Source organism: Allobosea sp. GW821-FHT10B12 (assembly GCF_059415545.1).
This window is the reverse complement of the sequence record NZ_JBWKNL010000007.1, coordinates 242,821-265,260: the sequence shown is the minus strand read 5'-3', so window position 1 is coordinate 265,260 and position 22,440 is coordinate 242,821. Positions and strand designations below refer to the sequence as shown.

Genomic DNA, 22,440 nt, shown 5'->3' with positions numbered 1-22,440 from the left:
GCGCCCGCTCGAGGAGCGCCCCATGCTCGATATGATCCTGTCCCAGGCCGTGAACGGCCTGGTGTTGGGCTTCCTTTATGTCCTCATCGCCGTCGGGCTCTCGATCATCTTCGGGTTGCTCGGCATCGTGAACTTCGCCCATGGCGCCTTCTTCGCAGTGGGCGCCTATGTCGCCCTCGTGCTGGCGCGTGAATTCGGCTGGTGGGCGGCACTCCTCGCGCCCCTCGTCACCGGCGCGCTCGGCATGCTCGTCGAGATCGTGCTGATCCGCCATCTCTACGGCAAGGAGCCGCTGCTCGGCCTGATCCTGACCTTCGCCCTGGCGCTGCTGTTCGAGGCGGTGCTGCGCATGATCTTCGGCGGGGCGCCGCTGCCGTTCAGCGCGCCGCGCTTCCTCTCCGGATTCGTCGAATACGGGCCGATCCTGCTGACCAAGTACCGGATGTTCGTGCTCGTCGTCACGGTCGCGGCCCTCGTCGCCTTCTGGGCCTTCCTGACCTACACGCCCTTCGGGCGGATCATCCGGGCCGGCTCGCGCGATGCCGAGATGGTCGGCCTGCTCGGCATCAACCTGCCGGTGGTGTTCAGCTTCGTCTTCGGCATCGGCTGCCTGCTCGCCGGCCTCGCCGGCCTGCTCGCCGCGCCGCTCTGGACCGTGACACCCTCGATGGCGGCGAGCGCGATCATGCCGGCCTTCGTCATCGTCACCATTGGCGGGCTCGGCTCCTATGCCGGCGCGATCGTCGCCGGCCTGCTCGTCGGCATCACCATCGCCATGACCATCCAGTTCCAGCCGGAATGGGCGGGGGCGGCGATGTATGTGCTGATGGCGGCAATCCTGCTCGTGCGCCCCCGCGGCCTCTTCGGTGAAAAATGGGAGCGCTTCGAATGAACGCCCGCGGCTTCCTTGTGCACCCCGCCTTCTGGGCCGGCCTCGTCCTCTCCGGCCTGACGCTGCTCTGGCTCGGTCTCGGCGCGCCGATCGGGCTGATCACTCAAATCGCGATCTACACGCTCTACGGCATGGGCGTGAACCTGCTCGTCGGCTACACCGGCCTCGTGCCGTTCGGCGCCTCGGTCTTCTTCGGCTGCGCCAGCTATGCCGCCGCCTTCTTTGTGCTCGGGCGGATCAGCAACGACCTCTTCGGCATCGTGCTGGCCGTGCTGTTCTCGCTGGCGCTCGCCTTCGCACTCGGGGCGCTGATCCTGCGCCGCAAGGGGCTTTATTTCTCGCTGCTGACCCTGGCCTGCTCGCAGATCGCCTTCGAGATCGCCTTCAAATGGACGGCGGTCACCGGGGGCGAGAATGGTCTGCAAGGCGTCGCCCGCCCCAGCTTCGCCAGCGACCTATCCTTCCATCTTTTCGTGCTGGCCGCGGTCGTCGCCAGTATCTGCCTGCTCTGGCGGCTGGTGCACTCGCCCTTCGGCCGGGCGCTCCAGGCAGTGCGCGACAATGAGCAGCGCGCCCGCAGCCTCGGCTTCAACGTCTATCTGCTGAGACTCGGCTCCTTCGTCGTCATGGCCGGCTTCGTCGGCTTTTCCGGTGCATTGCTGACCTTTCTGCTGCAGGGCGTCTACGCCAACAATCTGAGCTGGCAGCATGCGGGCGACGCGCTGCTGATGACTGTGCTCGGCGGCGTCCACCATTTCCTCGGCCCGCTCTGGGGCGCGATCACCTTCATCATCCTGGAGAACCGGCTCTCGGCGATCACCGAGAACTGGTGGCTGATCTTTGCGCCGATCCTGATCCTGTTCGCGCTGCTCTCGCCGGAGGGCATCCAGGGCCTGGCCCAGCGCCTCCTGGGCAAGCAGCGCTGGACGCTGACCCGCAACAGCATCCCGCCGCGGCCGGCGCTGATCGAGCCTTATGTCAGCGCCGCCCAGCAGATGGATCCGGACAAGCCGATCCTGGAGACCCGCAAGCTCTCCAAGCAGTTCGGCAGTCTCGTCACGGCCAGGGAGATCGACCTTCAGGTCAGGCCCTTCGTCCTGCACTCGATCATAGGCCCGAACGGCGCCGGCAAGACCACCTTCTACAACATGCTGACCGGCGTGCTGCCGCCCACGAGCGGCCAGGTCTTCTTCGAGGGGCGCGAGGTCACCCGCCTGCCGATACATGCCCGCGCCCGGCTCGGCATCGCCCGTTCCTTCCAGATCCTCTCGATCTTCCCGAACCTCTCCGTGTTCGAGAATGTCCGCATCGCCGTGCAGGCCCAGCGGATCGGCGCGCGCAGCCTGTTGCGCGACGCCCATGCAGACGCGGCGATAAACACCCGTGCCTGGTCGATCCTCGATGCGGTCGGTCTCGTCGACCAGGCCGCCGAGCTCGCCCAGGACCTGCCGCACGGCGCCAAGCGCCTGCTCGAGATCGGCGTCACCCTGGCGATCGAGGCCAAGCTGCTGCTGCTCGACGAGCCGCTGGCGGGCCTGGCGGAAGCCGATCGCATCGTCGTCGCCGACCTGATCCGCAAGCTCGCCCAGCGTCACGCCGTGCTGCTGATCGAGCACGACATCGACCGCGTGCTGGCGATCTCGGATCGCATCTCCGTGCTGCATCAGGGCCGGATGATCGCCGACGGCAAGCCGGCCGAAGTCGCGCGCAATCCCGAGGTGATCGCCGCCTATCTCGGCGCCGCCAGGGACGGCGAGCGCGCGACCGCTCCGGCGGTGACGCGACGTGAAGGCGCGACCAGCCCGGTGTTGCTCGACGCCAGAGGCATCGCCGTTGGCTATGGTGGCAGCACCGTGCTCTCCGGCGTCGATCTCACCATCCGCGAGGGCGAAGCCGTGGCGCTGCTCGGCCGCAACGGCGTCGGCAAGACGACGACCCTGCGCGCGCTGACCGGCAGCCTGCCACTCGACGCAGGCTCGATCAGCTTCGCCGGCACCGACCTGCGCAAGCTGCGGCCCTTCGAGATCAACCGGCTCGGCATCTCGCTTGTGCCGGAAGGGCGCCGGCTTTTCCCGAACCTCACCGTGACCGAGAATCTGCTCTTAGCGCAGCGTCCGGGCGGCATCACGCTGGACGAGGCCTTCGCCCTGTTCCCGCGCCTCAGGACGCGCCAGGCCGCCAAGGCTGAGAACCTCTCCGGCGGCGAGCGCCAGATGGTCGCGATCGCCCGTGCCCTGATGGTGCCGAGCAAGCTCGTTTTGCTCGACGAGCCCTTCGAGGGGCTGGCTCCGGCCGTGGTCAACGAGGTCATGGAGGCGCTGGTGAAGCTGCGCGGCCGCGTCGCCATGGCCATCGTCGAGCACCATGCCGAGCTCGTGCTGCCGATCGTCGACCGCGCCTATGTGCTGGTCAACGGCCAGGTCGCCTTCGCCGGCGACGCCGCCCAATTGGAGCATGACGAAGCCATGCAGGCGCGGCTTCTCGGCGTCGTCGAAACCCAGGACACTCGTGCGGCCTGAGGGCTGCGGTCGGAGGATCTGACAAGTGAGCATCACCATCACCGGCGCGACGCGCCTCAACGTCATCGTCGGCGAGCCGATCGCGCAGGTGAAATCGCCGGCCGGCATGACCGCCGCCTTCGCCGCGCGCGGCCATGACGGCATCGTCGCGCCGGTGCGTGTCGCGCCGGAGCATCTCGACGCCTTCCTCGGTGCACTCGACCATGTGCCGAACTGCGACGGCATCATCGTCACCGTGCCCCACAAATTCGCCTGCCATCGCCACTGCGCCAGCGCCACCGAACGCGGCGACTTTCTCGGCACGGTCAACATCATGCGCCGACGCAAGGATGGCGCCTGGCATGGCGACATCGTCGACGGCCTCGGCTTCGTCGGGGCGGTCAAGGCCAATGGCGGCGAGCCCGCCGGCAAGCGCGCTCTGCTGGTCGGCGCGGGCGGCGCCGGCTCGGCGATAGCGCTCGCCCTCATCGATGCCGGCGTCCGCGAACTCGCCATCCACGATGCCGACACCGAGCGCCGTGACCGGCTGATCGCCCGCCTCGACGGCCGCAACGGAGCCAAGGTCACTGCCGGCTCGGCCGACCCGACCGGTTTCGAGCTCGTCGCCAATGCCTCGCCGGCCGGCATGAAGCCGGGCGATCCGCTCCCGATCCACGTCGAGAAGCTCGCAGCCGAAACCTTCGTCGGCTGCGTCATCACGGTTCCCGTGGTCTCGCCGCTGATCGAAGCCGCCCGCAAGCGCGGCTGCCCAACCTCGACCGGCAGCGACATGTACCAAGCGCTGCAGAGCGCCATGGTCGACTTCCTGCTCGCCGGCGAGCGTATCGGCTGACGTCCATGATGTTCACGACGCTGACGGCATTGCCGGAGCAGACATCCTACGACGTCATCGTCGCCGGCTCCGGCGCGGCCGGTCTGGCGGCGGCCGTCTTCGCCGCGCTCGAGGGCCGCTCGGTGCTGGTCATCGAGCGCACCGACCACGTCGGCGGCACCAGCGCCCTCTCGGCCGCCACGACCTGGGTCCCGAACTCGCTCCATGCCCAAAAGGTCGCGACCGGCGATTCATTCGAAAAGGCTGCCCGCTTCCTCGACGGCGTTGTCGGCAACCATTCCTCGGCGCGGCTGCGCGAGGCCTTCCTGCGCGCGGGACCGCAGGCGATCGCCACGCTGGAAGAGCGCACGGCGGTGCATTTCCGGCCCTACGCCACCCACCCGGACTATGAGTCAGATGTGGAAGGCTCGACCCTGCGCGGCCGCGCCCTCGAGCCCATTCCCTTCGATGGCCGCCAGCTCGGCGAGGACCTCCTCCGCATCCGACCGCCGATCCCCGAATTCACCTTGTTCGGTGGCATGATGATCGACCGGACCGATATCGGCCACCTGCTCAAGCTCAGGACGTCCTGGGCGTCCTTCAAGCATGCGGCGGCCATCCTCGGCCGCTACGGCCTAGATCGCCTGAGTAGCAAGCGCGGGACCCGCCTCGTCATGGGCAATGCCCTGATCGGCGGCCTGCTGCTGACGCTGAAGCGGCATGGCGGTACCGTCGTGCTGAACGCCTCGATCACGCAGCTGCAGAATGGCCCCGACGGCGTCACCGGCGTCGTCGTCGAGCAAGGCGGAATGAAGCGAACGATCGCAGCCGGCCTTGGCGTCGTGCTCGCCGCCGGCGGCTTCAACCGCCATCCGCAGCGGCGCGGGGAGCTGCTCAACGCGCCGATGCCTGCGCTCAGCCCCGCCGCCCCCGGCCATACCGGCGCGATGCAGGACCTCGCCCTCAAGCTCGGCGCGCGCTTTGGCGAGGGCAGCCGCGACAATGCCTATTGGGCGCCGGTCTCGACGCGGCAGCGGCCGGACGGCACCACCGCCGTCTTCCCGCATTTCGTGCTCGACCGCAGCAAGCCGGGCACCGTCTGCGTCGACCAGACCGGCCGGCGCTTCGTCAACGAATCCACCTCCTACCACCTGTTCAGCCGCGCCATGTTCGAGGCGAACCGGACGCGTCCAACCATCCCCTGCTGGATCATCACCGATGCCGAGGGCTTGCGCCGCTACGGGCTCGGCATGGTCAGGATGGGCACGCGCGACCTCAGGCCCTTCCTCGCCGACGGCTATCTCGTCGAAGGGGCGACCGTCGCCGAGCTCGCCGGCAAGCTTTCGATCGATCCCGCGACGCTCACCGAAACCATCGCCCGCATGAACGATCACGCCCGCAACGGCATCGACCCCGAATTCGGCCGCGGCACCACCGACTATCACCGCGTCAACGGCGACGCCTCGCGCGGCCTGCCCAATCCGACGCTCGGCCCGATCGCGACCGCGCCCTTCTATGCGGTCAAGCTGACGCCGGGTGATATCGGCGCCGCGACCGGGCTCGTCATCGACGAGAACGCGCAGGTGCTCGGCGAGGGCGACCGGCCGATCGGCAGACTCTATGCCTGCGGGAACGAGGCGCAGTCGATCATGGGCGGGACCTATCCGGGCCCCGGCATCACCATCGGCCCCGGCATCACCTTCGCCTGGTGCGCGATCCGCCATGCGCTCGGCCTGCGCGCGCCGGCAGCGGAGCGTGCAGCTGGATGAGCAGTGTTCTGCCCAGTTCCTGCGACCTGCTGGTGATCGGCTCCGGCGCCGGCGGGCTGGCGAGCGCCGTCACCGCCGCCGTGCTCGGCCTCGACGTCGTCGTGATCGAGAAGGAGCGTCATTTCGGCGGCACCACCGCCTGGTCCGGCGGCTGGATGTGGTTGCCACGGAACCCTCTCGCCCGCGCCACGGGGATCGACGAGGATGAGGAGACGATCCGCACCTATCTGCGCCACGAGCTCGGCGAGGGCTATGACGAGACCTTCGTCACCATGCTGATCGAGCAGGGGCCGCGCATGGTCGATTTCTTCCGGCGCGAGAGCGCGGTCGACTTCATCGACGGCAACCTGATGCCGGACTTCCACGGCAAGACGCCCGGCGCCGGCACCGGCGGCCGCTCGCTCTGCGCCAAGCCCTTCGATGGGCGCGAGCTCGGCCCGCGGCTGCAGGATCTGCGCCCGCCGCTCGCGGAAATCGCACCCTTCGGCATGAACATCGCCTCCGGCGCCGACCTCCAGCATTTCCTGCATGCGACGCGCAAGCTGCCCTCCTTCCTGCATGTGCTGCGCCGGCTCGCACGCCATATCGTCGATCGCGCCAGCCATGGCCGCGGCCTGCATCTGGTCAACGGCAACGCTCTGGTCGCACGCCTGCTCAAATCCGCCGATGATCTCGGCATCACCCTGCTCAAGAGCACCGCGGTGGTGGAGCTGCTGCGCGACGGCGAGCGCGTCACCGGCGCCATCGTCGAGCGCGAGGGCCAGCGTCAGACGATCCGGGCAGCGCGCGGCGTCGTGCTCGCCACCGGCGGCTTCCCGCATGATCTCGCCCGCAAGTCGGCGCTTTTCCCGCATGCGCCGACCGGCCGCGAGCATTGGTCGGCGGCGCCCTGCGCCAATACCGGCGACGGCCTCCGGTTCGGCGAGGCGGCGGGCGGACATGTCCGAACGGATCTGCCCAATGCCGGCGCCTGGGCGCCGGTCTCGCTGGTGCCGAAGCCGAATGGAGAGCCGGGCCGCTTTCCCCATCTGGTCGAGCGGGCCAAGCCGGGCGCGCTCATGGTGCGCCGCGACGGCAGGCGCTTCTGCAACGAGGCCGATTCCTATCACGACGTCATGCAGGCACTCTTCGCCGCGACGCCTACGGGCGAGGCGGCCGAGGCTTGGCTCCTCTGCGACCACCGCTTCCTGCGCCGCTACGGCCTCGGCCGCGTCCGGCCCCGCCCTTTCCCGATCCGGCCCTGGCTGAACAACGGCTATCTCAAGCGCGGCGCGACCATCGCCGAACTCGCATCGGCCTGCGGCATCGACGCCGCCGGGCTGGCCCGAACCCTCGAAGCCTATAACGCCGCCGCCGCCGAGGGGCGCGACCCGGAGTTCGGCCGCGGCGAAACACCCTATAACCGCATCCAGGGCGCGGCCGAGCATCAACCGAACCCTTGCGTCGCGCCGCTCGGACCAGGGCCGTTCTATGCGGTCAGGATCGTGCCCGGCAGCCTCGGCACCTTCGCCGGGTTGAAGACGGATGCGCAGGCGCGCGTACTCGGCGCCGGCGATGCGCCGATCCCGGGCCTCTATGCGGTCGGCAACGACATGTCGAGCATGATGGCCGGCCGCTATCCGGCCGGAGGCATCACGCTCGGCCCGGCCATGACCTTCGGCTACGTCGCCGCCCACCACGCCGGCGGCATCCCGCTCGCCAATAACCGGCCCTGATCCCGCGTCCGGAGACCCGCCATGCGCTATGAAATCGCCACCCTCACCGTCCGCCTCGGCAAAGCTGGCGCCGTCATCAACGCGATCGACGCCGCGCTGAAGGTGCCGAAGGCGAAGGGCCGCCTGCTCGGCTGCTGGGCGAGCGAGATCGGCACGCTCAACCAGGTCATCCTGCTGCGCGGCTTCACCGACGAGGTCGAGCTTCTGTCCGAGCGCCAGCGCCTGCTCGCCAGCGGCAATCCGTTCGGCGCCGGCGAGGACATCGCCAGGCTCGCCTTCGACAGCTATGCGCCCTTCCCCTTCCTGCCGCCGGTCCAGCCCGGCAAGTTCGGCGCCGTCTACGAGATCCGCACCTATATGCTCAGGCATGGCGGCGTGCCGGCGACGATCGCAGCCTGGCAGGCCGCCGTGCCGGCGCGCGTCGAACTCTCCCCGCTCGTCATCGCCATGTACGCGCTCGACGGTCCGCCGCGCTTCACCCATATCTGGCCTTACGCCGGCCTCGACCAGCGCGCCGCCGTCCGGGGCGCCGCCGTCGCCAAGGGCATCTGGCCACCCAAGGGCGGGCCGGAATGGCTGACCGGCGAGATGTATTCGACGATCGCGCTGCCGGCCGCGATCTCGCCGCTGGCGTGAGGGGATGTCGATCATGCCGCTGGTGTCGCTCGCCTATCTCACCACCGTGCCGCTGAGCCCGCCCGAAGCCGTCCGGCTCGCCGCCGAGCTCGGCTATGACGCCGTCGGTCTGCGCGCGCTGCCAGCCGCGCCGGGCGGCGACACCAGTCCGCTGATCGAGCACGCCGCGCTGCTGGGTGAGACCCGGCGCGCCATCGCCGATGGCGTCCCGGTCTTCGATGTCGAGATCATCCGGCTCGGCGCCGATTTCTCCGTCGAGGCAGTGAAGCCCTTCCTGGAGGTCTGCGGCGCGCTGAATGCCCGCGCCGTTCTGGTCGCTGGCGACGATCCCGACGAGAGCCGCCTCACCGCCTCTTTCGCCGCCTTCTGCGCGGCGGCAGCGCCCTATGGCCTCACCGGCGACCTCGAATTCATGCCCTGGACGAAGGTGCCGGACGCCAGCACGTCTTTGCGCATCGTTACCGCCGCCGATCAGCCCAATGGTCGCGTACTAGTCGATGCGTTGCATGCCGGTCGCTCCACGACGACGCTCGCCGACATCGCCGCGATGCCAGCCGCACGCCTGAGCTATGCCCAGCTCTGCGACGCGCCGGCCGAGATCCCCGCGACGACCGAAGGCCTGATTCATACCGCCCGGCAGGCCCGCCTGCTGCCCGGCGAAGGCGGCATCGACCTCGTCGGCATCTTCAGCCAGCTTCCGGCCGAGTTGCCGGTCAGCGTCGAGGTCCCGCACCTGGAACGCTCGGGCCGACTCGGCACCCGCGAATGGGCTCGCCAGGCCCTTGCGGCGGCACGAGCCGTCCTCGCCGCCCGCGACATCGCTTTAGCCCAAGGAGCTTCGTTGCGCTGAAAATGCGTCCCCCACCAGCGCTTCGGTCGCGATCAGGCCGCCACCCGCTAAATCCGCCCTAAGCAAGCAGTATTAACCGGATCGACCAGTCGCTCTTGCAGCCGGTCGACCAGCTATCCGTCTCCAGCTATCCTGCGGGCGCTGCGATCCGGAGACCTGATGACTTCCTCTCTCGGCCTCAATCTCACCCGGCGCTCGGTCCTGGCCGGCGCGGCTGCTACCGCCTTGGTGCGCCCTGCGAACGCCGATATCCGCCCGATCCTCAACGACGCCAGCCTGCTCAACCCAACGCCGGTGGCCAAGCACGTCCGGCCGAAATCGGGCCCGGCCGAACCGCTCGTCGACTTGCTGCGGGCGGAGCTCAAGGCCGCGGCGACCGAGAAGCGGCCGGTTGCCATCGGCGTCGCCCGCCATTCCATGGGCGGCCAGAGCCTGCCGCGCGACGGCGTCGCGGTCACCTTGCCCGGCGGCCCGATCGAGCTCGACAGCAAGGCGCGTACCTACCGAACCGTCGCCGGCACACGCTGGTGGGACGTGATCAAGGCGCTCGACCCGCAAGGCTTCTCGCCGGCAATGATGCAGTCGAACAGCGATTTCGGCCTCGGCAGCACCTTCAGCGTCAACGCCCATGGCTGGCCGGTGCCCTATGGCCCGTTCGGCTCGACCGTCCGCTCGCTGCGCCTCCTCATGGCCAATGGCGAACTCGTCACCTGCTCGCGCCAAGAGAATGCCGAATTGTTCGGTCTGGTGATGGGCGGCTACGGCCTGTTCGGGATCATCATCGATCTCGAAGTCGAGATGGTCGCGAACGCGCTGATGGCGCCGACCTTCGAGACCATGCCGGCGAACCGCTTCTCCGCGGCCTTCATCAAGGCGGTGCAGGATCCCAAGGTCGGCATGGCCTATGGCCGGCTCTCGGTCGCCCGCCAGGACCTGTTCGACGAGGCGCTGCTCGTGACCTATCGCGCCGCGGTGAGCCAGCCGGCGAAACTCCCGGCCGCAACCCAGTCGGGCAGCATGACCGGCCTGTCGCGCGAGCTCTACCGGGCCCAGACCGGCAGCGAATTATTCAAATGGTTCCGCTGGACGGCCGAGACCCGGATCGCGCCCAATGTCGCCTCGGCGGTCGCGACGCGCAATTCCCTGATGGCCGAGCCGGTTGTGAATCTCGCCGGGCGAGATGGCCGCCGCACCGACATCCTGCACGAATATTTCATCCCGCCCGACAAGCTCGGCGAGTTCATCGCCGCCTGCCGCGCCCTGATCCCCCCGGCCAGGGCGGAGTTCCTCAATGTCACCCTGCGCTATGTCGGCGCCGATCCCGACGCGGTCCTGGCCTTCGCGCCGGCGCCGCGGATCGCCGCGGTGATGTCGTTCTCGCAGGAGATCTCGCCGGCGGGCGAGGTCGACATGATCCAGTTGACCGAAGGACTGATCGAGCGGGTCGTCGGCTTCGGCGGCTCTTTCTACCTGCCCTATCGCCTGCATGCGCGCCGCGACCAGCTCCGCACCGCCTATCCCAAGGCCGAGCAGTTCGTCGCGGCCAAGCGCCGTCACGATCCCAACATGATCTTCCGAAACCAGATGTGGGACACCTACTTCGCCTGAGGGCCTCATGGACCGCTATCGCATCACCGCCATCGCCCTCGGCATCGCCCTGCTGTTCGCCGCGGCGACGAACTATGTCCCTGCGTTCAAGGACGCCGAGGGCCGGGTCTTCGGGCTGTTCTACCTCGACATCTACAAGGACGCGCTCCACGTCGCCTCGGGAGCCTGGGCCCTGGTCGCGGCCCTCCTCTCGCGCAACGCCTCGATGCAGTTCCTCAGGATCTTCGGCGTGCTCTATTTCGTCGACGGCCTCGTCGGCGTCGCCACGGGTTCGAGCTATCTCGATCTGAGCCTGTTCCTCGAAGGCATCCGCAACACGCCGCTGCTGATCAAGTTCCTGTCGAGCATCCCGCATCTGGCACTCGGCGGCATCGCCATCCTCGCCGGCTTCATGCCGGCCCGCGAGCGCGTGACGGCATGAAGCGCCGCACCAAGGTCGCGCTCTGGGCCGGTGGCCTCTTCGCCTTGTTGGTCGCGGCGATCGCCATCCCTGTCGCCAGCATCGAATATGGTTGCGTCGCACCGGCTGCGGCATCCCGCACGACAGCCCCGCTGGTCGACGCCCCGGACCGGCGTCAGCTCGGCGACAGCTACCTGACCTATCCCGAGTGGTACATCGTCCACGCCTATGCCGATCTTGCCGGCGTCACCCGGCAATCCTCGGAATCGGCCTATGACTACCTCGCTGGCATCGGCGGCTTCTGGACGAGCCTGTGCCGTGCGACCGATATCGCCTCGCGCACCGGAACTGGCACCGCCTCGCAGAAGACCACGAATTATGTGATCGGCCTGAGCTTCACCGCCGAGATGCTGCTGCAGGGCGCCTATGAGCGCAGCATCGGCGCCCTGAGCGCCTGGTGGCGCGGGCCCCGGAAGACCGCGGAGGACGAGCTGGCGGTGCGGATGCGCGCCGACTACGCCGATTTCCTGCGCCAGACGCCCTGGTATCGCTATCCCTTCGGCAGCGAGCTCCAACGCCTCTGGAATGAGACGCCCTTCGTCTTCTCCCTGCGCGCGCTCGAACGTCGCCTCGCGCTCAGCCTCGAATGGGGTGGCAAATATGCCTATGCCGCAGTGCTGGGCTACGCCGCCGGCTACGATCCGGCCGTGCTGACCCTGCGCAGCGTCGTGACCGGGTTGGACGAGAACGATCTTGCAGCCGATCCACGGATCAAGCGGATCAGGGATGTCTCGCTGCCCGACGGCCGCACTGCCACCCTGATCGAGACGCCGCGCTACCGCGCCTTCACCGAGATCGCGCGTGGGCTGGGAGCGAGAGGCCGCAGCATTGTCGAGATCGCCGGCAACACCAATATCCTCACGACCATTCTCAAAGCGGATCAGACGCCCTTGTCCGTGACCGGATCGGAGGTCTTCTCGCTGCCACTGCAATCAAAGCCGGGCTGGCGGCGCGTCGGCATCGACATGCCTGTCCCGGCGCTCGCGGCGCAGATCGGCGCGGTCGAGCGTCAGGGCGCCGAATTCGAGCACGCCTATGACTACTAGGTCGCTCCCGCTGCCGGCCGGCATGGCGCTCGCGCTGCTCGCCTGGTTCGGCGCCATGGCCGTCGCCGCCTTCGCGGTGGAGATGCCGGCGCTCGTCGCTTTCGGGCCGGCCCGGACGATCACCGAAACCGCTGCCGGCCAAGGCAGCCTCGTCTCGGCCGGCTCCAGCTTCGTCGTGCTGCGCCCGAGCGAGCCGGATGCGGTCCGAGCGCTTTATCGCGGCGGCGCCTGGCTCGTCCTGCCGGCCCCGGGCAAGGGTTGCGGCGGCGCGGCCTAGGCGGCGCTTTTACCCGTTTGCAGCGTAGCTCACGCGATCGACCGCGTTGACGGCGCGGACCTCACCTGTCGGCGCAGCGCTCGTGCTTGGGCGCTGCCGCAGGCGAACCCGCCGCGGCTCACCCGGCGCAAGATGGAACCAGCTCCGCTCCGGCCGCCAGCCGGCATCGACGATCTCGACGGATTGCGCGAAGCGCCGGGTCGAGAGAACGAGGCTCCACTCGTCGCCCTCGCGTTCCAACTGCGCGACAAGCCCACAATGATGGCGCTCATGGCCGCGCCCGAGCGGGAAATGGAAGGCTTCCGCCAGCACCGCGCCACTCGCGGCGTCCCGCAGCACGGCCGAGGTCGCGTCATGGCCGGGCGGGCCGAAGCGATAGGCATAGGCGATATCGAAGAAGCGGCCGATCAGATCGAAGGCCGAGAGCGTCGTTGCCGAGCGTGGGTTGAGCGCAATCTCGCGCTTCGCCTGGACCACGGCGACCTCACCAGCGCGCCAGCAGGTCAGCTCGACGGTGGCAGCGAGCGGCTCCGGCCGCTCGTTCAGGACATGTAGGCCGAGCCCATTGACGCCTTCGTCGGTCAGCGCGAGCTGGACCGGCCGGAAGGCGCGAGCGAGCCCATGCCAGGCCGATTTCGGCTCGCCATCGCTGGCGATCACGCCCCAGCCGGCTCCTGGCTGGAGGTCTTGCAGCAGCCAGACCAGCGCGCCTGATGTCGGCGAGCCCGGCCGGCGCCATTCGGCGAAGGTCTCTTCCATCACCTCGGCGACGGTCGCCCGAGACAGGGCGAAATAGCGCTCGGGGTCCTCGCGCCGCAGACGCGCCGGTTCGAGCCCGTAGAGCCGCTCCAGATAGTGGTCGCGGACATCCTCGAAATCCCAGGAGGCGCCGGCATCGCGCGGCACGGCGCGCTTCCAGTCGGGATGATGCGTGATCGCCGGCGGCTTGCCTGCGCGCAACGAGACCTCTTCCGGCACATTGGCGAAGGCGAGGCTTTCGGCCGCGAAACGCACATTGGCGCGACGGGCATCGTCGAGGCCGCGCATATAGGCGCCGACGCCGTAGTAATGCGTCACGCCCTTGTCGGCGACGAAGGGCAGCGGCCCGCCCGAGGGCGAATTCGGGACATAGGCGATGTCGGGGCGATAAGTGGCGACCGCCTCAGGCAACACCTCGTCGAAGACCGGTCCGGACCAGGCCTCAGGCGGCGCCCCCAGCATCGCCGATTGCTGGAAGACCTCGCTGCCGCCGCAGAGCACGGCAAGGCTCGGCGAGCCCTGCGTGCGGCTGAGCAGTGCCTCCGCCTCCATTTTGATGGCCGCGCGGAAGCCGGCATCACCCTGCGGATAGTCAAAATTGGCCAGCATCATCTCCTGCCAGACCATGATGCCGAGCTCGTCGCAGAGCGCGAAGAAGGCGTCGTCCTCATAGGTCATCACGCCGGGCAGGCGGATCATGTTCATCCCGGCCTCGCGCGCAAGCCGAAGCCAGGGCTCGTAGGCGGCGCGGCCGCCGGCCAGCGTCGTGACGTCCGCATTGCTCCAGCAGGCGCCGCGACAGAACACCGGCACGCCGTTGACGATGAGGCCGAAGCCCTCGCCGTCCTCTCCGCGATCCACCTCCAGCGAGCGGAAGCCGATGCGACCGAGATCGATCGTCTCGCCATCGAGCGTGAGCGTGAGATCGTGCAGCGCCGGCTCGCCATGGGTATACGGGAACCAGGGCGCTATGCCGGGCAGAGACAATGTGCCGGCTAATCGACGATCACCGTCCGAATGCAAAGCCGCCTCGCTGCCGGCACAGCGCATGACCGCGCGAGCTGGCAATGGCGCGTTCGCGGCCAGCGTCAGGCTGAGCGCGACGGTACCGGTCTGTCCAGCATAGCTCGTGCGTAGATCGACAGCTTCGATCTGCGGCGCATTCGTCTCACTCTCGATCCACAGCACCGGACGATAAGGCCCGGTCGGCAGGCCGGGCTGGCACCAGCCCGGCATCGATCCGAGTGCGCTGGTCCGGAACCAGCGCAGGCCGTTGGGCTGGATCATCCCCGGCCGCCAGCGGGATCGGCGCGGCGCGGCGGAGAGCTTCGGCGCCAAGGCGCGGAAGCACAGAGCGATCTCGGTTCCGGCCGGGCAGTTCACGGCGAGCTCGACCGCGGCGAACATCGAGGCGCTGTCGGCCTGCTTGACGCCGCCGACCCAGATTTCAGAGACGGTCGCCAGCCCCTCGAAGCGCAGACGCCCGTTCAGGGCTTCACTCAATCGTGTGCTGTACCAGTGATCCTGCTGGCCGATCGCGTTGGCGCTGGCATCGTCGAGCTGACCGAGCGCGCGCAGCGTCCCGGCAACCGTGCCGGGGACCGCTGCCTCCTGCCAATCGCCAGCCTCCGGCAGATCGGCCGGCGTCGCGGCAGCATCGGCCGCCGTCGCGAGCCAGGACCAGCCCGCGAGCGGCTCCACTCGTTCTCCGCTACGCGCGACGATGCGGGCCATGGCTCAGCCGGGGAAGCGCTGCCCGAGCGCCTCGCTGACCTGGTCGTGCTCGCCGATGAGGCCGGCGAGCGTCGCGTCGAAGCGCTCGAAGCGCTTCTGCTTCATCGCCCGCGCCAGATGGAACTGCGCCACCTTGGCGCCTTCGGCGATGCGCAGGGAGCCGTCGCGTGCCGTGTCCAATCCTTCGACGCTCTGGCCGAGCCATGTCAGGTGGCTGGCGAGCAGTTCGAAATTGGCGCCGAGCTGTCGCAGCGTGTTGAAGGCGTAATGGTGGAAGGCCGCGCCCGGCCGCTCGGCCAGCGCCTCGGCCTGCGCGGTGGCGACAGTGCGGAAGGCTGCGACCGGATTGTCGGTCGGCCGGCGCGCGACATGGCGGGCGAGCAGCTTCAGTGCGGTAGCGCGCAGAACCGCCTCGTCCGGCCGGCACCGCGGCAGGCGCACCATCTCGGCGTAGGGGAAGAGCGTGTCCTCGCGCATCTGCCCCGGCAGCAGCCGGAACAAACCGTCGAAATCCTCGCCCTCGGCGCGGTGCAGGCCGTCATTGTGGAAATAGTCGAGCTCGCGGGCGACGCGGTCGAGCCGGTTCACCGCGATCGTCGTCTTGCCGTGGCTGTCGCGATAGGACACGCCGCGGGTGTCGGGCATGTAGAAGGAATCGAGTTCGAGCAGGACGAGCCGGCCGAGCCCGATCTGCTGCTCGATATGGCCGATCAGCTCGTCATAGAGCGCAAGCTCCGTCACCTTGAGGCCGTAGAGCGCTTCGAGATCGTCGAGCGGCGGCTTGAAGAAGGTGAACTGGTCGCCCTCGAAATCCTGGGTGATGGTGAAGCCGAAGGCCGCCGCCGGCTCCAGGCCGAGCGCATGCAGGATCTCGATCCAGAGATCGGCATAGCAATTGGTCTGCGGCCAATGCCGCTCGCCGGCATGCATCGCATGCCTGTCATAGGCGAGCGGATCGACCGGCAGGAGCCGGCCCGCCATGGCGGCGGGCTCGGCGATCTTCTGCTGAGCCGTCATCGCGCTCACGGCCAGAGCACGTTGCGCACCGAAGCCGGCCAGCGCGCGACGTCGTAGCCGTGATGCTTGAACAGAGCGAGCGCGACCCGCTCCATGCCGAATCCGACGCAGGCGGTGTGCGCGGTCTCGCCGGCCGCGGTCTCGATGCCCCAGGTCGTGCCGAAATGGTCCTGATGGTAGTTGAAGGAGAGGCAGGCGGTCGGCTTCTCCTCGCTCTCGATCGGGATCAAGAGCTCGAACTTCAGGCGCTGATCGCGCTGGTTGTTGGCGAGCATGCGGCCGGCGCGGCCGAAGAACGGGTCGTTGGCGACGTCGAGGTTGAGCGGCACGCCGAGCGAGGCCATCATCTCCTGGCCGCGTTCGAGCCAGGTCGCGCGGAATTCGGTGACCTGCTCGGGCGTGCCGAAGCGGACATATTCGCGCATCCGGAAGAGCTGCATCCGGGCCGGGTCCTTCGAGGGCTCGTGCCGGAAGCAGTAGGATTGCAGGTCGAACAGCGCGCCTTCGGCCTTGAGCGGCCCGCGCTTGGCGACGACCGGATAGAGCGGGTAGCAGGCGGCCGGGGTCAGCACGACCTCGGTCGAGATCTGGCCGTCGGTCCAGTCGATCCCATCAGCCACCTTGTGCAGCAATTCAGCATGGGCGCGCTCGTCACCGGCAAAGGAATGCACGGTGCCGGCAAGCTGCGGAAAGCTCTTGAGATAACCGCTCTTCTCGAAATGCTTGCGGCTCATCGCCGGCGGAAAGCGCACGATCTCGGCGCCGTCCTGGCCGCCATGGCGGGTGATCAGGTCGTCGAAGCGGGCGATGACCTCCTCGAACAGGCCGCTGCGGCCATAGAGGCCATCGACGCCGGTGTCGATCAGCAGGCCGCTATCGATCAGTTCCGCGAGGAAGCCCTGCGGCTGTGGGCAGTTCTGGCACATGCGATCACCTGGAGAGGCTGGGGTCGTGCTTGTAGACCGCCAGCAGGTTGGAGGTGTTGCCGAGGATTCGGTCGTTGTTGATCATGATCGGCGCCGAGAGCGCATCGCGCATCAGCCGCGCCAGGCTCGCCGGGCTGTCGTTGCGATAGCCCTGGATGCCGCAAATCAGGAAGGCCTGCATCACGATCTCGCCCACACTCTGCGAGGCCACGACCTTGATGCTGTTCATCGCCACGACGAAGCCCATCGAGGAGAGCTCGTCGGCATCGCCGCGGGCGCGCTCGTAACGGTCGAGCCCGGCGACGACCAGCGCCTTGAACTGCTGCAGGCGGGCGAGCAGTTCGGCGAGGCGCAGCGCGCTCGGCGGGGTCGAACCGGGGCGCTTGCGCGCCTCGCTGCGCACGAAGCTCTCGGCGCGGGCGACAGCCTCGGCCGCGATGCCGTACCAGACCGAGGCCCAGAGCAGGTGTGCGTTGGGCAGCATCGACTGCGCCGCGATTTCGGCGAAGGACACCGGGATGATCTGCTCGGCCGGGGCCCGGCCGGCGAAGGTGAAATTGTCGGAGCAGGTGCCGCGCATGCCCATCGTGTCCCAGGCGGCGCTGCGCTCCAGCGTGTACTGGTCCTTGGTCAGGACGGACATCACCTGGTCGGAAGGCGGCGCCTCGGGCGTGCGCCGCGAGGTGATCAGGATGGCATCGGCCTGCGCGCCGTAGGAGATCAGGCAGCCTTCCTTGTCGAGCGTGAAGTCGTCGCCCTCGCGCACCACGCCGCAGATCGACGAGCGCAAGTCGCCGCCGACGCCACCGCCCTCGGTCGTGGCCGAGGCCAGCAGGAGCTGCTCGCGGGCGATGCGCGCCATGAAGGAGGCATGCCAGGGATCGTCATTGCAATGCACGACCAGGCTCGACGCCTTGATCTGGTGCATGGCGTAGATCATGCCGGTCGAGGCGCAGGCCTGGGCCAGCACCGAGCAGATCTCGGCGATGGTCGCATGGCTCGCCTCCTCGCCGCCATGGGCCGCCGGGATCATGATGCCGAGCAGGCGCTCACGCTTCAGGGCCTCGAAGGTCTCGTGCGGGAAGCGCGACTTCGCATCGACATCGCCGGCATGCTCGGCCGCGAGTTTCGCGATCTTGCGCGCCTTGGCGATCATCTCCTTCTGTGCCTCGGCGCTGGCGCCGGGCATCTCGGAGGTGAGCTGGTAGCCGGCTTCGGCGAGGCGGGCGAGCGTCGTCATCAGACGTGCTCGCTCTGGATGGTGCGGATCGCGTTCTCGATCGCGGCGATCGAGGCGAAGTTGCGCCGGTTCATCATGTTGTCGGGGAACTCGACCTCGAAGGCCTCCTCGAGCGCCATCATCAGCTCGACCGTGCCGAAGGAGGTCAGGCCGGCATTGTAGAGGTCGGCCTCGTCGGCGAGGGTGGCGACATCGACCGGCAGCTTGCCGGTGGTCTTGAGGATTTCGCGGATCCTGGTCTTCATCTCTGGTCCTGCCCTGTCTGATGTCACGGGGCTGCCTCGCAGCCCCGTCCTGGCCGGCCCTCGGCGCGCGGCGGCATACGCTCGCGCAGGGCGCTCGCGATGTCCGTCGAGAGGCTTGGGTCGGTTGGTTTGACGCCGTGTTGTTCGTTACGTCAGGCCTAACGCATAAAATTTAAAGTTACCTTGCGGCTGCAGCAGAAAGGCCGGGAGATCAGCCCGGCAGGCCAACGCCTGGAGATGTGGTAAATAGCAGATTGCTACGAATACTCGATTCTAGTGAATTCAACCCGCCGCGGCGGCAGAATAGTTCGGAGCCATGCTGCGTTGGCCAGCCGCAATGGGTTCGACTCCGGCATCTCCGTCGCTCGACCCCGTCATGAACCAGAGCAAGGCGGCGGTCTTGATCGAGTACACGGAGTCGCTGACGATCATCAGCAGGCAGATATAGGTCGCGACGCAGACCTTGAAGCGCCAGGCTCGCGGGGACTTCTCCGGCGCGAAGATGAACAGGCTCCAGAAGCCGATGACGCCAAGAAGCCCGATCTGGTTCAGCGAATAGGCATAGCCGGAATCCGACAGGAAGGGCTTGTCCGGCGACAGGCCGAAGACCGCAGCGGGCGAGAGCGAGGTGATCAGCCGCGCCGTCCAGAGCATGCGGCCGGCGAAGTTGTTCTCCCAGTTCACCTCGGCGCTGATGAAGCCGTAGAAGGCGAAGCCGACCAGCAAGACGAAGGGCGCGGCCAGCCAGACGATGCGCGGCGTGATCGGCGCCGCGAGGTAAGCGACCGTCGCGACGATGCAGACATTGGCGCCGAAGCGCGAGTCGCTGAGCACGATCGCGGTCATGCCCGCCAGCATGGTCAGCCAGCGCTTCGCCATCGCCGGGCGGTTGAGCGCCCAGATATAGAGGATCGCGCCGAAATTGCCGGTCGAGATCGGCTCGAGGAAGACCGAGGAGGCGCGGTGCGGCCCCAGGAAAGGCAGCAGGGTGCGCGCATCCGGACGCAGGCCGCTGGCGAAGAGCGCACCGGTCTGGGCGCTGACGTCGCTCGGCGCCACCGTGCCGCGCGCGACATAGTATTTGATGATGTTGAAATAGGTCACGTAGACGTCGAGGGCGAGGAACTCGAACAGGCCGAAGGCGACGACGATGATCCCGCAGACGAGGGCGGCCCTATCCGCCAGGCGCAGGTCGTTGCAGCTCTTGCCGAGCAGGTAGAAGGCGATCGGGATCAGGAAGTCGCGCACTGCCTTCGGATCGATCAGCGGGCGCATCGCCATCAGCATGGCGGCATAGGAGAGGAAGATCGCCAGCAGCAGATAGGGCGCGGCATTGCGGCCGAGGCCGAGATAGAGCGCTGTCGCGACCAGCACCACCTCGCAGCCCATCACCATGGTGTCGTTGATGCCGGTGACGTTGGTGTTGATGAAGCACAACGCCATGTTGAAGGTGAGCGCTCCGACCAGGAGCAGGATCGGCAGGGTCGGAAGCGGCCGGGCCGGCTCGAAGCCGCCAGCCATGGCCGAAGTCCTGCTCACGCGGCCGCCTGCGCCGGCCGGCGCAGCCAGCGCCTGGCCAGCCCGCTCGCGCCGGCGCCCTCGGGAACGACGAGGGCGACGATATGCTCGCCGGCCGGATCGACCGCCGCCGCCCGATCGACGAGGCTGCGCGTGGTCTCGCCGACAAGCGAGGCTGCGAGCACGATCGCGTCAGGCCTTGCGCCGGCCTTGCCGTCCGACGGCGCGGCCTGCCGCATGATGATGAAGTTGCGCCGCCGCCCCGGCCGGGCCGGCGCGGTCGCGGCCGGTTCGATCCGGCGGATGTTCATGTCGCGGCCGGCGCCATCCTGGCAGAGCAGCACGCTTTCGCCATGGGCCGCCAGACTGTTGGCGAGGTGCTCGGCGAGCTCGGCCTGCGTGGCGTCGTCAATCGGGCCAGCAATCATCACCGACGCCGGCAGATGCGGGCCCAGCGTCTTCTGCAGCAGCCGCGTCACCGGCACGAGCGCATCCTCCCGGCGAGCGGCCGCGGCTGGCAAGGAGACCACGGTGCCGACGCCGATCGCGAGGCCCGCCGCTTCCGGCGTCAGCGGCCTCGGCAGCTCCGGCATCAGCCTGGAGGAAGGCAGCCATTCCAGCAGATAAGCGATGCCGAGGCCGGCGCAGGCGCCGAAGAACAGCGCCGCGGCGAGGACCAGCGGCGCCGGCGGCTTGGTCGCGACGGCCGGGGCCACCGCCTCGGAGAGCATGCGCGAATTATTGGTCTCGATCCGCTTCTGCTGCTCCAGCTCCTTGGCGCGCTGCAGCGAGGCGCTATAGACCGCCCTCACCGCCTCGGCCTCGCTTTCGAGCTGGCGCAGCTTGATCTGGGCGGCGCCGCTGACCTCCTGCGACTTGGTCAGCTCGGTCGCCCGCTTCCTGAGATTGGCGAGATTGGCCTCGGCCTGGCGATAGCCTTCCTGCACCGTGGCCCGCAGGCGAGCCAGCTCGCCGGTGAGAAGCCGGCGTGTCTCGGCGAGCTCTGCGCGGATCTCGATCAGCCGCGGGTGTTGCGGCGCCAGCGTCTGGGCAAGGCTCGCCGCCTCGCGCGCGCTCTGGGCATATTGCGCCCTGAGGGAGGTCACCACCGACGAGGTCAGCGCCTCCGGCAGCGTGTCGGACAGCGGATCACGATTTTGATAGCGGGCGAGCTGGTCGCGCCGCGCCTGCTGGCGGGCGAACTCGGCCTCGGCCAGGCTGATCTGGCCGTAGAGATCGCGCAATTGCTGCGAGATGATCAGCCCGCCCTCACCGGTGCTCACCAGGCTGTGCTGGCTGCGGAAGCTCTGGACGGCGCGCTCGGCCTCATCGAGCTGCGTTCTCAAGCCGGCGATCTGGCCGATCAGCGTGGTGTTGGCGCGCTCGACCACGGCGCGGCGCCCGTCATTGCCCTGGCGGAAATAGACCTGGGCGAGTCCGTTGGCGATATCCGCCGCCTTCTGGGCCTGCGGATGCGAGACGATGATGCGGAAGACCAGCGAGTTGTCGACGCGCTGGATCACGATCGACTTCTTCAGCGCGTCCACTGTCTGCGCCATGCGCTGCTCCGGCGTCGGCTGCAACAGCCGGCCGAACAGACGTGAGAGCAGACCGCCCGAGCCACCAAAGGCCGGGTCCTTCTCAAGGTCGAGCTCGTCGATGACCTGACGCAGCACGCCGGATGAGGCCATCACCAGCGCCTGGCTGTCGACATTGGCGAAATCGATCGAGGCCGAAGTGTCGGTGCGCACGATGTCCTTGCCGACGACCTGCAGCGCCTGCGGGTCGACGAGCAGCTCGGCGGTAGCGCGGTACACCGGGACCTGGACCGAGAGATAGGCGAGCGCCAACAGGACGCAGATGCCGGCACTGGCGATGACCAGCCGGCGCCGGCGCCGGAGGAGCTGGAGCAGTTCGGGCAGGCTGAAGGCGGCAGACGGCCGGCCCGGCGCCGACGCGTCGTCTCTTCCACCTGCTTCGAGCGCAGCCGGCACCGCAAGTCTCCTCGATCCGTCCCGATCCGGCGCGCATCCATGGGCCGGACGCGCCGACGGGCTCGGCTGGAATTCCACCCTGCATCCTGTCGAGCCGTGGTTAATATTTCGGTAACGGAATAATTACAATTTTATCTAAGTATTCAAGTACCTCACTCTTGGAAAATTAACTAAACAACCAGCGCATACAAAAGGAATATTTCGTTCGGCAGTCGCCAATGATAGTTCAATATTTACGAAAGTTGGCGCCATCGGAGACCGCTTTCGGTTGCGCAGCCGCGATCCGCGCGATCTCGTTCACATCCCGTTTACAACAGGAAGAAAACCCCGCTCGCGCCAACCTTTGCTTAGTTCGTGCCGGGTATTGCTGACGCAAGGAAAAGCCGGCTCCGCAAACGCGCCGTGACGAGGACAGGTCCAGACC

Annotated in this window: 18 protein-coding genes; 11 read left to right on the top strand and 7 right to left on the bottom strand. The window is 68.1% G+C overall.

Translation table 11 applies throughout. The features are described 5' to 3' along the window. The first annotated feature begins 22 nt into the window (after positions 1-22). The 11 genes from AC07O0_RS23505 to AC07O0_RS23455 all read left to right on the top strand — a co-directional run bounded on the left by AC07O0_RS23505 (position 23) and on the right by AC07O0_RS23455 (position 12,583). Positions 23-892, top strand: coding sequence for a branched-chain amino acid ABC transporter permease (locus AC07O0_RS23505; protein WP_494626211.1), 870 nt, complete (start codon positions 23-25; stop codon positions 890-892). Further along, a complete protein-coding gene (locus AC07O0_RS23500) occupies positions 889-3,411 on the top strand; it encodes a branched-chain amino acid ABC transporter ATP-binding protein/permease (protein ID WP_494626209.1) in 2,523 nt (840 codons plus the stop codon). The genes AC07O0_RS23505 and AC07O0_RS23500 overlap by 4 nt, the downstream gene beginning before the upstream one ends. Before the next feature lie 25 nt (positions 3,412-3,436). Then, on the top strand, positions 3,437-4,243 hold the full coding sequence (locus AC07O0_RS23495; protein WP_494626207.1) for a shikimate dehydrogenase family protein: 807 nt from the start codon (positions 3,437-3,439) through the stop codon (positions 4,241-4,243). Positions 4,244-4,251: 8 nt separating this feature from the next. Continuing rightward, on the top strand, positions 4,252-5,991 hold the full coding sequence (locus tag AC07O0_RS23490) for an FAD-dependent oxidoreductase (RefSeq protein ID WP_494626205.1): 1,740 nt from the start codon (positions 4,252-4,254) through the stop codon (positions 5,989-5,991). Beyond that, the gene (locus AC07O0_RS23485; RefSeq protein ID WP_494626203.1) at positions 5,988-7,706 is read left to right on the top strand and encodes an FAD-dependent oxidoreductase; all 1,719 of its coding nucleotides are present in this window, start codon (positions 5,988-5,990) and stop codon (positions 7,704-7,706) included. The genes AC07O0_RS23490 and AC07O0_RS23485 overlap by 4 nt, the downstream gene beginning before the upstream one ends. A gap of 21 nt (positions 7,707-7,727) precedes the next feature. Then, entirely contained in the window at positions 7,728-8,342 is a 615-nt protein-coding gene (locus tag AC07O0_RS23480; protein WP_494626201.1) for an NIPSNAP family protein, read from the top strand. Positions 8,343-8,355: 13 nt separating this feature from the next. Beyond that, positions 8,356-9,192: a sugar phosphate isomerase/epimerase family protein gene (locus AC07O0_RS23475; protein ID WP_494626200.1), complete on the top strand. Its 837-nt coding sequence runs from the start codon at positions 8,356-8,358 to the stop codon at positions 9,190-9,192. 159 nt (positions 9,193-9,351) lie between these two features. Then, positions 9,352-10,800: an FAD-binding oxidoreductase gene (locus AC07O0_RS23470; RefSeq protein WP_494626198.1), complete on the top strand. Its 1,449-nt coding sequence runs from the start codon at positions 9,352-9,354 to the stop codon at positions 10,798-10,800. Positions 10,801-10,807: 7 nt separating this feature from the next. Next, positions 10,808-11,221, top strand: coding sequence for a DUF4383 domain-containing protein (locus AC07O0_RS23465; protein ID WP_494626197.1), 414 nt, complete (start codon positions 10,808-10,810; stop codon positions 11,219-11,221). Then, positions 11,218-12,306, top strand: a complete 1,089-nt coding sequence (locus AC07O0_RS23460) for a hypothetical protein (RefSeq protein ID WP_494626195.1) — start codon at positions 11,218-11,220, stop codon at positions 12,304-12,306. The genes AC07O0_RS23465 and AC07O0_RS23460 overlap by 4 nt, the downstream gene beginning before the upstream one ends. Beyond that, positions 12,296-12,583, top strand: coding sequence for a hypothetical protein (locus tag AC07O0_RS23455; RefSeq protein WP_494626193.1), 288 nt, complete (start codon positions 12,296-12,298; stop codon positions 12,581-12,583). Before AC07O0_RS23460 ends, AC07O0_RS23455 begins: the two co-directional genes overlap by 11 nt. Positions 12,584-12,592: 9 nt before the next feature. Here the strand turns inward: AC07O0_RS23455 and AC07O0_RS23450 are convergent, their stop codons facing one another. The 7 genes from AC07O0_RS23450 to AC07O0_RS23420 all read right to left on the bottom strand — a co-directional run bounded on the left by AC07O0_RS23450 (position 12,593) and on the right by AC07O0_RS23420 (position 22,016). Next, complete coding sequence (locus tag AC07O0_RS23450; protein ID WP_494626191.1) at positions 12,593-15,076, bottom strand: glycoside hydrolase family 2 protein; 2,484 nt, start codon at positions 15,074-15,076, stop codon at positions 12,593-12,595. A 3-nt stretch (positions 15,077-15,079) separates the two neighbouring features. Next, positions 15,080-16,093, bottom strand: coding sequence for a DUF1839 family protein (locus AC07O0_RS23445; RefSeq protein ID WP_494626189.1), 1,014 nt, complete (start codon positions 16,091-16,093; stop codon positions 15,080-15,082). Positions 16,094-16,098: 5 nt separating this feature from the next. Beyond that, complete coding sequence (locus AC07O0_RS23440) at positions 16,099-17,019, bottom strand: amino acid--[acyl-carrier-protein] ligase (RefSeq protein WP_494626187.1); 921 nt, start codon at positions 17,017-17,019, stop codon at positions 16,099-16,101. 4 nt (positions 17,020-17,023) lie between these two features. Then, complete coding sequence (locus AC07O0_RS23435) at positions 17,024-18,208, bottom strand: acyl-CoA dehydrogenase family protein (RefSeq protein ID WP_494626295.1); 1,185 nt, start codon at positions 18,206-18,208, stop codon at positions 17,024-17,026. A gap of 50 nt (positions 18,209-18,258) precedes the next feature. Next, positions 18,259-18,504, bottom strand: coding sequence for an acyl carrier protein (locus tag AC07O0_RS23430; protein ID WP_291673656.1), 246 nt, complete (start codon positions 18,502-18,504; stop codon positions 18,259-18,261). A 282-nt stretch (positions 18,505-18,786) separates the two neighbouring features. Further along, complete coding sequence (locus AC07O0_RS23425) at positions 18,787-20,043, bottom strand: hypothetical protein (protein ID WP_494626185.1); 1,257 nt, start codon at positions 20,041-20,043, stop codon at positions 18,787-18,789. Further along, positions 20,040-22,016, bottom strand: coding sequence for a GumC family protein (locus AC07O0_RS23420; RefSeq protein WP_494626184.1), 1,977 nt, complete (start codon positions 22,014-22,016; stop codon positions 20,040-20,042). The genes AC07O0_RS23425 and AC07O0_RS23420 overlap by 4 nt, the downstream gene beginning before the upstream one ends. Positions 22,017-22,440: the final 424 nt, after the last annotated feature.